Source organism: Streptomyces sp. NPDC055955 (genome assembly GCF_042270245.1).
In the GTDB taxonomy this organism is placed as follows: Bacteria; Actinomycetota; Actinomycetes; order Streptomycetales; family Streptomycetaceae; genus Streptomyces.
Window position 1 is genome coordinate 436,678 of the sequence record NZ_JBHJYS010000006.1, and the last position, 12,394, is coordinate 449,071.

Annotated in this window: 13 protein-coding genes; 7 read left to right on the forward strand and 6 right to left on the reverse strand. The window is 72.9% G+C overall.

Annotation, left to right across the window (positions count from 1 at the left end):
* The first annotated feature begins 3 nt into the window (after nucleotides 1-3).
* Nucleotides 4-759, forward strand: a complete 756-nt coding sequence (locus ACFC96_RS15605; protein ID WP_376258827.1) for a hypothetical protein — start codon at nucleotides 4-6, stop codon at nucleotides 757-759.
* On the opposite strand, the gene ACFC96_RS15610 is transcribed toward ACFC96_RS15605, so the two are convergent.
* The 3 genes from ACFC96_RS15610 to cobT form a co-directional block, all read right to left on the reverse strand.
* Complete coding sequence (locus ACFC96_RS15610) at nucleotides 708-1,409, reverse strand: hypothetical protein (protein WP_376258825.1); 702 nt, start codon at nucleotides 1,407-1,409, stop codon at nucleotides 708-710. The two genes, ACFC96_RS15605 and ACFC96_RS15610, sit on opposite strands and share 52 nt — an antisense overlap.
* Nucleotides 1,406-3,181, reverse strand: coding sequence for a phosphatidylglycerol lysyltransferase domain-containing protein (locus tag ACFC96_RS15615; RefSeq protein ID WP_376258822.1), 1,776 nt, complete (start codon nucleotides 3,179-3,181; stop codon nucleotides 1,406-1,408). Before ACFC96_RS15615 ends, ACFC96_RS15610 begins: the two co-directional genes overlap by 4 nt.
* Nucleotides 3,182-3,302: 121 nt before the next feature.
* Nucleotides 3,303-4,406 (reverse strand): nicotinate-nucleotide--dimethylbenzimidazole phosphoribosyltransferase, encoded by a 1,104-nt coding sequence (cobT, locus tag ACFC96_RS15620; RefSeq protein WP_376612674.1) that lies wholly within the window; start codon nucleotides 4,404-4,406, stop codon nucleotides 3,303-3,305.
* Between the two features lie 183 nt (nucleotides 4,407-4,589).
* On the opposite strand from cobT, the gene ACFC96_RS15625 reads away from it, so the two are divergent.
* Nucleotides 4,590-5,699 (forward strand): class I SAM-dependent methyltransferase, encoded by a 1,110-nt coding sequence (locus ACFC96_RS15625; protein ID WP_376258817.1) that lies wholly within the window; start codon nucleotides 4,590-4,592, stop codon nucleotides 5,697-5,699.
* Nucleotides 5,700-5,713: 14 nt separating this feature from the next.
* Here ACFC96_RS15625 and ACFC96_RS15630 read toward each other — a convergent pair whose 3' ends face one another.
* Entirely contained in the window at nucleotides 5,714-6,913 is a 1,200-nt protein-coding gene (locus tag ACFC96_RS15630) for a bifunctional adenosylcobinamide kinase/adenosylcobinamide-phosphate guanylyltransferase (RefSeq protein ID WP_376258815.1), read from the reverse strand.
* A gap of 100 nt (nucleotides 6,914-7,013) precedes the next feature.
* On the opposite strand from ACFC96_RS15630, the gene ACFC96_RS15635 reads away from it, so the two are divergent.
* Nucleotides 7,014-7,232, forward strand: a complete 219-nt coding sequence (locus ACFC96_RS15635) for a hypothetical protein (protein WP_100592141.1) — start codon at nucleotides 7,014-7,016, stop codon at nucleotides 7,230-7,232.
* Nucleotides 7,233-7,499: 267 nt separating this feature from the next.
* On the opposite strand, the gene ACFC96_RS15640 is transcribed toward ACFC96_RS15635, so the two are convergent.
* On the reverse strand, nucleotides 7,500-8,207 hold the full coding sequence (locus tag ACFC96_RS15640) for a class I SAM-dependent methyltransferase (protein WP_376258812.1): 708 nt from the start codon (nucleotides 8,205-8,207) through the stop codon (nucleotides 7,500-7,502).
* A gap of 83 nt (nucleotides 8,208-8,290) precedes the next feature.
* The gene (locus ACFC96_RS15645; RefSeq protein ID WP_376258810.1) at nucleotides 8,291-8,917 is read right to left on the reverse strand and encodes a DUF3043 domain-containing protein; all 627 of its coding nucleotides are present in this window, start codon (nucleotides 8,915-8,917) and stop codon (nucleotides 8,291-8,293) included.
* Between the two features lie 272 nt (nucleotides 8,918-9,189).
* On the opposite strand from ACFC96_RS15645, the gene ACFC96_RS15650 reads away from it, so the two are divergent.
* From ACFC96_RS15650 to ACFC96_RS15665, 4 genes are all read left to right on the forward strand, one after another.
* Nucleotides 9,190-9,987: a PspA/IM30 family protein gene (locus ACFC96_RS15650; protein WP_376258809.1), complete on the forward strand. Its 798-nt coding sequence runs from the start codon at nucleotides 9,190-9,192 to the stop codon at nucleotides 9,985-9,987.
* A 21-nt stretch (nucleotides 9,988-10,008) separates the two neighbouring features.
* Nucleotides 10,009-10,287: a hypothetical protein gene (locus tag ACFC96_RS15655; RefSeq protein ID WP_376258807.1), complete on the forward strand. Its 279-nt coding sequence runs from the start codon at nucleotides 10,009-10,011 to the stop codon at nucleotides 10,285-10,287.
* A gap of 130 nt (nucleotides 10,288-10,417) precedes the next feature.
* The gene (locus ACFC96_RS15660; protein WP_376258945.1) at nucleotides 10,418-11,608 is read left to right on the forward strand and encodes a sensor histidine kinase; all 1,191 of its coding nucleotides are present in this window, start codon (nucleotides 10,418-10,420) and stop codon (nucleotides 11,606-11,608) included.
* A complete protein-coding gene (locus ACFC96_RS15665) occupies nucleotides 11,605-12,303 on the forward strand; it encodes a response regulator transcription factor (protein WP_266669756.1) in 699 nt (232 codons plus the stop codon). The genes ACFC96_RS15660 and ACFC96_RS15665 overlap by 4 nt, the downstream gene beginning before the upstream one ends.
* Nucleotides 12,304-12,394 lie beyond the last annotated feature (91 nt).

A 12,394-nucleotide genomic window follows, 5' to 3' on the forward strand; every position in this document is an offset into this window, starting at 1 on the left:
CGCATGGGTGACTGGTGGTACCGGAACATCGTCGAGCCGGGGAAGCTGCCGCTGTTGCTCGCCCTCGCCGCGTTCCTGCTGACCTTCGCGGCGACCCGTACGATCACGCGCCTCATCCGGGCCGGGCGCGGGCCGTTCCGCAACGTCACGCCGGGCGGCATGCACATCCATCACGTGGTGCCGGGCGTGATCCTCACCGTCGTCGGCGGGTTCGGCGCGGTCGGCAGCGGGCGGCACGGCGTCGCCGCCTCGATCTGCGCGGTGATCTTCGGGACCGGGGCCGGCCTGGTTCTCGACGAGTTCGCGCTGATCCTGCACCTCGCCGACGTGTACTGGACCGAACAGGGCCGCCAGAGCGTGGAGGTGGTGGTCCTCGCGGCGGCGCTCGGGCTGCTTGTCCTCAGCGGCTTCTCGCCGCTCGGCGTGAACGATGTGACGGGACGGGAGGAGCAGGGGCGCGGTACCGCGATCCTCACGGTCCTGTTCAACTTCCTGTTCGTCCTGCTGGCCATGTTCAAGGGGAAGCCCCGGCTCGCGATCGTCGGCGTACTCGTGCCGTTCGTCGCGCTGTTCGGGGCCGTCAGGCTCGCGCGGCCCGGATCGCCGTGGGCCAAGCGCTGGTACCGGCGGCGTCCCAAGGCCAGGGCCAGGTCGCGGCTGCGCGCCTACCGGCACGACCGGCGCTGGTCGAAGCTGAGCCGGGCCTTTCAGGACCTGATCGGCGGCACACCCGACCCGGAGCGCTCGACGCCCCGGTGACGCACGGTGGCGACCGCCCACCGCGTCACGACGCCCAGGGCGACCGCGGCCAGCGCCGCCAGGTGTTCCTTGCCCGCGAGGTTCGGCTTCATGGCCGACTCGACCACCATGAGGGCGACCACCACGCCCGCCGTCCACCAGGCGCGATGGCGCCAGCACAGGTACACGGCGAGACCGACGACCGCCGCCGAGGGGCCGTTGTCGACGATCCGCGCGTCCGACGGGGGCAGGCCGAGCGGGCTGTCGGGGCCGAGGGCGATGCCGAGGCGGGCGTAGAGGGTCCCGGCGAGGGTGGCGACGTATCCGATGGCGAGCGTGCCCCTCCAGCCGAGGCAGACCTCCGCGACGCCGAACACGATCAGGACCTGCGCGAGCGCGCCCCACACCGGCAGGTCGAGCGCCGGCACGAAGAGGGACAGGGGGGTGCGCAGCAGGGACAGCCACAACGGGTCCTGGGCCCGTACGGAGCCGACGTCCTCCACGAACCGGTAGCCCCAGGACTGGTTCTGCGCGTACTGGAGCAGGGCCGTGAGACAGACCGCGCCGAGCGTCATCGGCGCCGCCCGCCATCTCCTGGCGGCGAGCCCCCGGTGCGCCGTCGACCACAGCGGGCCCCACTCGGCGCGGGCCAGGCGGGCCGGTGATCTCACGGGCCCGGCTCCAGACGCCTGCGGTGCATCCAGTTGGGCAGGCCGGGGGCCTCCAGGAAACCTTCGGCACGTGCGGAGGCGAGGCCGATCCGCGGCAGGTCGGCGCTCTTCTCGAAGAGCAGGAAGCGGGGTTCCCAGATGGGCCGGTACTTCGCGTTGGCCCGGTAGAGGGATTCGATCTGCCACCACCGTGAGAAGAAGCTGAGCAGCGAGCGCCACAGGCGCAGCACCGGGCCCGCGCCGAGCCGCGAGCCTCGTTCGAAGACGGACCGGAACATCGCGAAGTTCAGCGACACCTGGGTGATCCCGAGCTCTCCGGCGCGCTGGAGCAGTTCGATCACCATGAACTCCATCAGCCCGTTCTCGGAGTCCCTGTCGCGCCGCATCAGGTCGAGCGAGAGCCCCTGCGGCCCCCAGGGGACGAACGAGAGCACGGCCTTCAACTCGCCGTCCCCATCGGTGCATTCGAGCATCACGCAGCGTCCGTCCGCCGGGTCGCCGAGCCGCCCGAGCGCCATCGAGAAGCCGCGCTCGGTCGCCCCGTCGCGCCAGTCGTCGGCGCGCTGGAGCAAGTACGTCATCTCGTCGGCGGGGATGTCCTCGTGGCGCCGGATCCGCACCTCGTAACCCGCGCGCCCGACCCGGTTGTAGGCCTGGCGGACGGTGCGCATGGCGCGGCCCTCCAGGGTGAACTCACGGATCTCGACGATGGCTTCGTCGCCGAGTTCGAGGGCGTCGAGGCCGTGCCGGGCGTAGATGGTGCCCGCCTCCTCGCTCGACCCCATCACGGCCGGGATCCAGCCGTGTTCGCGCGCCTCCATGAGCCAGGGGGCGATCGCGCCGGGCCAGGCCTCCGGGTCGCCGATCGGATCGCCCGACGCGAGCGAGACCCCGCCGACGACGCGGTACGCGACGGCCGCTTTGCCCGTCGGTGACCACACGACGCTCTTCTCGCGGCGCAGCGCGAAGTAGCCGAGCGAGTCCCGGTCGCCCTCCTTGTCGAGCAGCGCGCGCAGCCTGGCCTCGTCGTCGGGGGTGATGGGGTCGACGGCCTTGCGGGAACGGAACGCGGCGTACGCGACGGCGAACAGAAGGAGGGTGCTCAGGATGTTGATGACGACGTTGACCCAGTTCGGCGACGTGATGCCGGGGTAGCGGGACTCGTCCGTGGCGACGGAGATGAGCCGCAGGGTGCCGTAGCGCCAGCGCTCGAGGAACGTCGAGTTGTGCCCGTCGTACGCCTGGTTGGTCACGGTCACGAGGAACGTCGCGAACAGGGACGTCACGAGGAGTCCGCCGATCCCGACCGCGGCCGCGAGCTTCGCGTTCGAGCGGTCCCCCTTGGCGTAGAACTCCCGTCTCCCGAGCAGCAGCGCGAGGACGAACGCGGCGGTCAGGACGAGTGAGATCCAGTTCTGCGCGTAGCGGCGCACCTCGGGGAAGAACATCACGACGATGAACAGGAGCAGGAAGAGCCCGCTGAGCACGAGGTTGAGGATCCATGCGGCGCGCTTGCGGCGGCGCATCGTGATCGCCAGGAACCAGGTGAAGACCCCGGACGCGAAGCCGGCCGTCAGCAGGTACGGGGTGAAGTAGTTGTCGGTGTTGTGCCGTTGCAGGTCCTGGCCGAGGGAGACCCAGACCGCGCTGAGGAAGTTGATGAACGTGACGACGCGCAGGTACCAGACGAGGAAGGCGGCCGCCCGTTTCGTCGTGGGGGTGGAGGCATGGGCGGGGCGCGCGGGTGGAGCGCTCGTGTGTTCATCTGCCATAGGCACGGAGCATATGGGGCATTTAAGGTGATGTGGGTCGAGCACCGCCGGGGCGCGAAACGGCGGGTCGCGGCGGGACCGAACCCGCCGCGACGCGCCGTCAAAAAGGCGTGCCAGGTGCCTACTCGGTCGCGCCGGCGGTCTCCGGCTCCTCGGTCGCCGGCGCCTCCTCGGGGGCCTGCGGGACCTCCGGCAGCTCCGCCGCCAGCGCCGCGGCGGCCTGCACCAGCGGCAGCGCGAGCAGCGCCCCGGCCCCCTCGCCCACCGTCACGCCCTGGTCGAGCAGCGGCTCCATCGCCATCCGGTCCAGCGCCTTCGCCTGCGCGGGCTCCCCGCTCGACTGGCCCGCCAGCCACCAGTCCGGCGCCCGGAACGCGATCCGCTGCCCGACGAGCGCGCACGCCGCCGACACGACGCCGTCCAGGATCACGGGTGTGCGGCGCACCGCGCTCTGCAGCAGGAACCCCGTCGCGGCGGCGAGGTCCGCGCCGCCCACCGCGCCGAGCAGCGCCAGCTGGTCACCGAGCACGGGCCGGGCCCGCCGCAGGGCGTCCCGCACGGCCGCGCACTTGCGCATCCACGCCAGGTCGTCGATCGGCGCGCCGCCGCGCCCGGTCACCACGGACGCGTCCGTCCCGCACAGCGCCGCGATCAGCGTCGCCGCCGCGGTGGTCCCGCCCACGCTGAGATCCCCGAGAACCACCAGATCCGTGCCGGAGTCCGCCTCCTCGTCGGCGACGGCCATGCCCGCACGGAACGCGGCCTCCGCCTCCTCGGGCGTCAGCGCGTCCTCGATGTCGATGCGCCCGGACGACCTGCGCACCCGGTGCCGTACGACCTCGGCGGGCAGCTCATCGGGCTCGCAGTCCAGTGACATGTCGACGACCCGTACCGGAACACCCAGGCGCCGCGCGAGGATCGCCGACGCGCTCCCGCCCTCGACAGCCTGGCGCACCAGCGCCGCGGCGCTTCCCGCGGGGCGCGCCGACACCCCGAGTTCCGCGACCCCGTGGTCACCCGCGAACACCACCACGCGCGGTCGCTCCAGCGGCTTGACCGGCACGGCGGCCTGGGCGGCCGACAGCCACTCGCCCAGCTCGTCGAGGCGGCCGAGCGCGCCGGGCGGCACCGCGAAGCGGGCGCGGCGTTCCTCGGCGTCGCGGCGCGTCCCGCCGTCGGGGCGCTCGATCAGATCGGTGAAGTCGTCGAGATTCAGCGAGCTCATTCGCCGAACAGTACCGGCCGTTCCCCGACGTGGCGCATGACGTGGTGTTACGCCATGCGATGCATCGGATCCGCAGCGTCATTGCGGGTCCCTCCGTGATCCTTTACGTTCCTGGATGCCCCGGATTGTCGTATCGCCCCAGGGTGGTGTGACGCCCTTCGGAACGTCCCGCAGGAGTTCGTGATGACCCCCACGACCGAGGCCGTCGCCGAGCGGCGGCCCGCCTATCTCACCGAACTCGCCCAGGGCACCGACCGGTTCCACGAGCCGCGCAGGACCGACTGCCCCTGGTGCGGCTCCGGGCGCCTGCGCACCCGGCTGCGGACCACCGACCTCCTCCAGCACAAGCCCGGCAGCTTCGTCGTCGACCAGTGCCGCGCCTGCTCGCACTCCTTCCAGAACCCGCGCCTGACCCGCGAGGGCCTGGCCTTCTACTACCGGGACTTCTACGACGGGCTCGACACCGGCCACTGCGCCCGGCTCCTGAACGCCCAGCACTCCGCGCGGCGCTCCGCCCGGCGCCACCGCGCCGCCGCCCGCACCCTGCTGCCTCTCATCGAGCCGGAGAGCTGGCTGGACGTCGCCACCGGGCAGGGCCACTTCCCGGCGGCCGCCAAGGAGGTCCACCCGTACACCGCCTTCGACGGGCTCGACACCGGTCCGGGCGTCGAGGAGGGCCGCAGGGCCGGCCGCGTCGAGGAGGCCCACCGCGGCACCCTCACCGAACTCGCCCCCGCGCTCGCGGGACGCTACGACGCGCTGAGCATGTTCCACTACCTGGAGCACGCCACCGACCCGCGCGAGGAACTCAAGGCCGCCCGCACCGTCCTGCGCCCCGGCGGCCACCTCCTCGTCGAGGTCCCCGACCCCGAGAGCCGTTACGCGAAGCTGCTCGGCAAGTGGTGGGTGTCGTACTTCCAGCCCCAGCACCTGCACCTCATCCCGATGGACAACCTCAGCCGCGAGCTGGAGCGCCTCGGCTACACCGTCGTCGCGACCGACCGCCGCGAGGCGCACGTCCCGCTCGACCTCACCGCCGGCCTCACCCTGTTCCTCGGCCACTGGCTCCCGGGCGCCGACGCTCCCTGGCGCAGCAAGGCCCCCACCCCGCTCCAGCGCGGGCTGCGCACGGCCCTCACGTACGCCGTCGTGCCCCTCGTCGCCGCGGCCTACGTGGCGGACCAGCTGCTCGCCCCGCTCGCGGGCCGCACCCGCTTCTCCAACGCCTACCGGGTCGTGGCCCGCAAGAACACCGCGGGGCCCGGCAGGAACCCGCGGCTGACCGAAGCCTGACCGACGCGCCCGCGTCAGCCGCGCAGCACGAGCGCCTGCCCGGCCACCACGAGCAGTACCTGTTCGCACTCGGCGGCGAACGCCGTGTTCAGGCGCCCCAGTTCGTCCCGGTAGCGACGGCCCGACGCGGTGGCCGGGACGATCCCGGAACCCACCTCGTTCGAGACGGCGACGACCGTGCGCGCGGTGTTGCGCACGGCCTCCGTCAGCGCCGCGACCTTCTCGCGCAGCGCCCGCTCCCCGCCGCCCGCCCACTCCGCGTCGTCCCAGGCCCGCACCTCGTCCATGGCGTACGTCAGCCACAGGGACAGGCAGTCGATGAGCAGCGGGGGGCCGTCCTGCGCGAGGAGCGGCACGAGGTCGCAGGTCTCCGTCGTGTTCCAGGAGCCCGGCCGCCGCTCGCGGTGCAGCGCCACCCGCTGCGACCACTCGGTGTCCCCGCCCCGGGTGCCGCCCGTCGCCACGTACAGCACGCCCGGGAACGCCTCGAGGCGCCGCTCGGCCTCGACCGACTTCCCGGACCTCGCCCCGCCCAGGACCAGCGTCCTGCGCGGCACGTCCGGCACGTCCTCGTACGCCCCCACGACGAGCGTCGTCCCGTCCGGCACGGCCCGCGCGCCCGCCGCCGCCAGACGGCGCGTCAGCTCCGGACCCGGCGGCACGTCGTGGTCGATGTGGACCGCGAGCACATCGGTCGTCGCGCCGATCGCCCCCACGGCCCGCAGCCTGGCCGCCGCGTCCGGCCGGTCCACGATGTCGGCGAGCACCATCTCGTACGGCCGCTCGGCCTCCTCGAAGCCCGCGGGCGCCGCGCCCGGCGGCAGATACAGCAGCCGCTCGCCGTCCGGCCCGGTCACCTCGTAGCCCGTCCCCGGCGAGTCCATCGGCAGGGCCCGCACCCGGTGCCCGGTCAGCATCGTCAGCTCACTCCCGTCCGGCACCCGGCCCGGCGAGACGAGTCCCGCCGGCACCTCGACGGGCGGCCCGTCGTGCGGATGCGAGAGCAGCACCTGCCGTACGCCGCTGAGACTGTGCCCCGATCGGGCGGCGGCGAACGCCACCCCCGGCGTCAGGTCGAGCAGCAGCGTGCCGTCGATCAGGAGCGCGGTCGCGGCGCGAGCACCCGGCCCGAGGGCGGTGGCGCAGGCCGCGCAGGGGCAGTCGGGGCGGGGCAGTCCGGTGGGTGCGCCGGTGCCGAGCAGAGTGAGTTCCACGGGAAGATCCTCCCGCGCCACCGCGAGCGGCGCTCGCCCGGATAGGCTTCCGGGCAGTACTCAGACCGTGAGCTGGTCCGTTGACTCTCTGGAGGCTGACATGGCGGCATGGACGTGGAGGTTCGAGAAGTCGGACGGGACGGAGGTCCAGCCGGCGGTGCAGCCCGAGGAGTTCACGACTCAGGGCGACGCGGAGTCGTGGATCGGCGAGTACTGGAAGGCCCTCGCCGAAGGCGGGGCCGACCAGGTCACCCTCTTCGAGGACGACGCGGTGATCTACGGTCCGATGGGCCTGCACGCGGAGGACGCGCCGGCGTAGGCCCGCGGCACCTTCCGGAACGCCGAGAGGGGGGGGGGGGCCCCCCCCGGCGCCGCCCCGCCGCCGCAGGGGGAGGACCCCCCCGCACAAGCCCGGGCGCGCCCGCGGGGGGGGGGGGCGGGGGGGGCGGCCCCGCCCCCCCGGCCGCCCGGGGGGGGGGGCGCCCCCCCGCCCCGCCCCCCCCCCCCCTCTCGCTTCCGTCACAGCCGTCCCGCATCTCGCCGGGCGTGCCCCGACCGTCCACCGAACAGGGGCGCGCCGGGGCTCTCAGCCCCGTACGCCGCACAGGTGGAGCAGCGCCGCCACCCGGCGGTACGGCTCCGTGCGGCCCGCCCGCTCCTCCGCCGCGAGCAGCGTGTGGAACTCGCCGGGCGGCGGCACGGGCGCGTCGTCACCCGCCGTGTCCGTGAAGACCCGCACCCCGTACCAGGCGTGCAGCGGAGCACCGATCCCGGCCAGCGTCGCGGTCAGTGCGGCGAGCCGGTCGGCCCGCACGTCGAGCCCGAGCCGGTTGCGGTACGCGAGCGAGTCGAAGGAGCCGAGCGCCGCCTGCCAGTCACCGGCGAGGCCGGGCCGCATGGCGAGCGCGTCACCGTTGCGCACGAGGAGTGAGAGCAGGCCGCCGGGGGCCAGCATCCGCGCCAGGCCCGCGAGCAGCGCGTCGGGGTCCTCGACGTACATCAGGACTCCGTGGCACAGCACCACGTCGAAGCTGCCGGGCAGGAAGTGCACCCCGGTCTCCCGGCCGTCCCCCTCCACGAGGCGTACCCGGCCGCGGATGCCCTCGGGCTCCTCGGCGAGCGCGGCCCGCGCGACGGCGACCATCTCGGGATCCTGCTCGACCCCGGTCACCTGATGTCCGGCACGCGCGAGGCGCAGGGCCTGCGTGCCCTGGCCCATGCCGACGTCGAGGATGCGCAGCCGCTGCCCGACGGGGTAGCGCGCGGCCAGCTGCTCGTCGAGCTGCCGGGCCACGAGCTCCTGGCGTACGCAATTGCGCAGACCGCCCAGTTTGCCGAGCCAGGACGCCGCGGCGCCGCCGGAGAAGGCCTCCGTGCTCAGGGCCGTTCCCCGCGCTTGACCTGGGGCTTGGGCAGACGCAGCCGGCGCATCTGGAGCGTGCGCATCAGGGCGTACGCGACGGCGCCCTTCTTCGGCTCGTTGGGGAACTTCTCGGCCAGGCGCTTCTTCAGGCGGAACGCCGTCACGATCGAGTCGAGCACGATCAGCACGATCACGATGAGCCAGAGCAGCAGCGCGATGTTCTGGAGGCTCGGGACGCGGATCATGGTCATCACGAGGATGACCACCGCCAGGGGCAGGAAGAACTCGGCGATGCAGAAGCGCGAGTCGACGAAGTCGCGCGCGAACCTTCGCACCGGACCCTTGTCGCGGGCGGGAAGATAACGCTCGTCACCGCTGGCGAGCGCCTGGCGCTGCCTCTCCATCGCGGTGCGGCGCTCGTCGCGCTGCCGCTTCGACGCCTCCTTGCGGGTCGTCGGCGTATTGGCCACACTGCGGCGCTGGGTCTGGGCCTGGCTGCGCTTGGGCGTGGGGCGGCCCTTGGGGGCCTGCGGGTCACGGGGCTGCGTGGAGTTGGTCACCGGTGCCTTGGCGGCCGGGGCCTTCTCGTCCTTGGATCGGCTACGGAACACAAAGCCCAAGGGTACGTGGTGCGGGCGCATGGACCAGAGGCGAGTGGGGAACGATCCGGCAACACCCTGCGTCAGTGTTGCTGAGCGTTCCCGGCGGCTGCACCGCGTGCTCGTCGAACCGGCGCACTCAGGGGGATTCCTACTCCCTGCGCCGGAGCGGGACCGGACGCAGTCGTCCTTGGGGATGAGCGCATCCGCACCTGAACAGTGCGGTAATAGAGGCAGGACCCGTACTGTGGGTTCTGTCGCAGTGCTGGTGCTGGACGTCTGCTGGATCTGTCAGAAGGGGGCGCGCGAAGCCCATGAGCGGTGTCATGAAGCGTATGGGGATGATCTTCCGCGCGAAGGCGAACAAGGCCCTTGACCGGGCCGAGGACCCGCGCGAGACCCTCGATTACTCGTACCAGAAGCAGCTGGAGCTGCTCCAGAAGGTGCGCCGGGGCGTCGCCGACGTGGCGACCTCGCGCAAGCGCCTGGAGCTGCAGCTCAACCAGCTCCAGACCCAGTCGTCCAAGCTGGAGGACCAGGGCCGCAAGGCGCTCGCGCTCGGTCGCGAGGACCTGGCCCGTGAGGCGCTCTCGCGCCGGGCTGCCCTCCAGCAGCAGGTCACCGACCTGGAGACGCAGCACCAGACCCTCCAGGGCGAGGAGGAGAAGCTCACCCTCGCCGCGCAGCGCCTCCAGGCCAAGGTCGACGCCTTCCGTACGAAGAAGGAGACGATCAAGGCGACGTACACCGCGGCCCAGGCACAGACCCGGATCGGCGAGGCCTTCTCCGGCATCTCCGAGGAGATGGGCGACGTGGGCATGGCCATCCAGCGCGCCGAGGACAAGACGGCGCAGCTCCAGGCCCGGGCCGGCGCGATCGACGAGCTGCTCGCCTCCGGCGCCCTCGACGACCAGTCCGGCCTCGCCAAGGACGACATCCAGAGCGAGCTGGACCGCCTCTCCGGTGGTACGGATGTAGAGCTGGAACTCCAGCGGATGAAGGCCGAACTGTCGGGCGGCCCCTCCTCCTCGCAGCAGGCCATCGAGGGCGGTCAGGGCCAGCAGTCCCCGACGCAGACGCCGCAGGACACCCCGCGCTTCGACAAGCAGTAGTCCCACGCCGAGGAGGGCGTCATGATCGTACGGATCATGGGGGAGGGGCAGGTGGAGCTGGCGGACAGCCACTTCGCCGAGCTCAACAAGCTCGACAACGAGCTCCTGGCCGAGATGGAGAACGGGGACGGCCCCGGTTTCCGCCGCACGCTCAACGCCCTGCTCGAAACGGTCCGCTCCGTCGGCACCCCGCTGCCGGACGCGTCACTCGAACCTTCGGAACTTATTCTTCCGGCCCCGGACGCCACCCTGGAAGAGGTCCGGGAGATGCTCAGCGACGACGGTCTGATCCCTGGCTGAGCCGCTGCCCGCGCTACGCGGCCCGTCGCGCGTACCGCTGAGGGACGGGCCTGCCGCGCACGGACGAGGGAGCGATACCGTGACGCCGGTGACCCCCTTCGTACGCTGGGCCAGGACTCACCCCCGGGCCATGGACGCGGCCCTCGCGGCGGCGGTGCTGCTCTGCATGATCGCCGCCTCCTTCGCCGATCCGAACGGCGGCCGCGACGGCACCCCCACCTGGGGCACCCGCAGCCCCCAGATCCTCAGCGTCGTCCTCATGGTGCTCGGCGCGGCCGCCCTGGTCCTGCGCCGCCGCGCCCCCATGGCGGTCCTCGCGGCCACCTCCGCCGTCACCCTGGCCGAACTCGTCACCGGCGACCCCCGCGCGCCCGTCGCGATGAGCGCCGTCGTCGCGCTCTACACCGTCGCCGCCACCACCGACCGCCCCACCACGTGGCGGGTCGGCCTCGCCACCATGGCCGTCCTCACCGGCGCCGCGATGCTGGCCGGCCCCCTGCCCTGGTACACGCAGGAGAACCTCGGCGTCTTCGCCTGGACCGGCATGGCCGCCGCGGCCGGGGACGCCGTGCGCAGCCGGCGCGCGTTCGTCGACGCGATCCGCGAGCGGGCCGAGCGGGCCGAGCGCACGCGGGAGGAGGAGGCCCGGCGCCGGGTCGCCGAGGAGCGCCTGCGCATCGCCCGCGACCTCCACGACGTCGTCGCGCACCACATCGCCCTGGTCAACGTCCAGGCGGGCGTCGCCTCGCACGTCATGGACAAGCGCCCCGACCAGGCCAAGGAGGCCCTGTCGCACGTGCGTGAGGCGAGCCGCTCCGCGCTCAACGAACTGCGCGCCACCGTGGGTCTGCTGAGGCAGTCCGGCGACCCGGAGGCGCCCACCGAACCGGCACCGGGACTCGACCGCCTCGAAGACCTCGTCGGCACGTTCCGCAACGCCGGGCTGCCCGTCGAGGTCGCCTGCGCCGAGCGGGCCACCGGCCTGCAGGCCGCCGTCGACCTGGCCGCCTACCGCATCATCCAGGAGGCCCTGACCAATGTGCAGAAGCACGCGGGCGCCGAGGCCAGGGCCGAGGTCAGCGTCGTGCGCGTAGGCCCGAACATCGAGGTCACCGTCCTCGACAACGGGCCCGGCACCGAGCAGCCCTCGCCCGACAGCGGCGGCCACGGCCTCCTCGGCATGCGCGAGCGCGTCGCCGCGATCGGCGGCAGCTGCTCGGCGGGACCTCGCTACGGGGGCGGGTTCCGCGTCCATGCGATCCTGCCCGTCCAGGCGCACGCCACCGCGGGCCTCGCCACGGACACGGGGGACGCTGGATGACCATCCGGGTACTGCTCGCCGACGACCAGGCCCTGCTGCGCAGCGCCTTCCGCGTCCTCGTGGACTCCGAACCCGACATGCTCGTCGTGGGCGAGGCCTCGAACGGCGCGGAGGCGGTCAGCCTCGCCAAGTCGGAGAAGGCCGACGTCGTCCTGATGGACATCCGGATGCCCGGCACCGACGGACTCGCCGCGACCCGCCTGATCAGCGCCGACCCCGAACTGGCACATGTACGCGTCGTGATGCTCACGACGTTCGAGGTGGACGAGTACGTCGTCCAGTCGCTGCGCGCGGGCGCCTCCGGCTTCCTCGGCAAGGGCGCCGAACCCGAGGAGCTCCTCGGCGCCGTGCGGATCGCCGCCGCGGGCGAGGCGCTCCTGTCGCCGGTCGCGACCAAGGGCCTGATCGCCAAGTTCCTCGCCCAGGGCGAGGGGTACGGCGACTGGGAGGACGGCGCGCGCCCCGGCGGCGCCCACGGCGAACGTCTCGCCGCGCTGACCACCCGCGAGCGCGAGGTGCTCGTCCAGGTCGCCGGCGGTCACTCGAACGACGAGATCGCGGAGCGCCTCCAGGTCAGCCCGCTCACGGTCAAGACCCATGTGAACCGCGCCATGGCCAAGCTCGGCGCGCGGGACCGCGCCCAACTCGTCGTAATCGCGTACGAATCGGGCCTGGTCCGTCCAAGGGTGGAGTGAGCCGGGGGCCTCGCGTACTACGGGCGCAGTATGCGGCGCATAAGAACGGGACCTGGGAGCGACGGATCCACCGTCGCGGATGGCTGAGGGT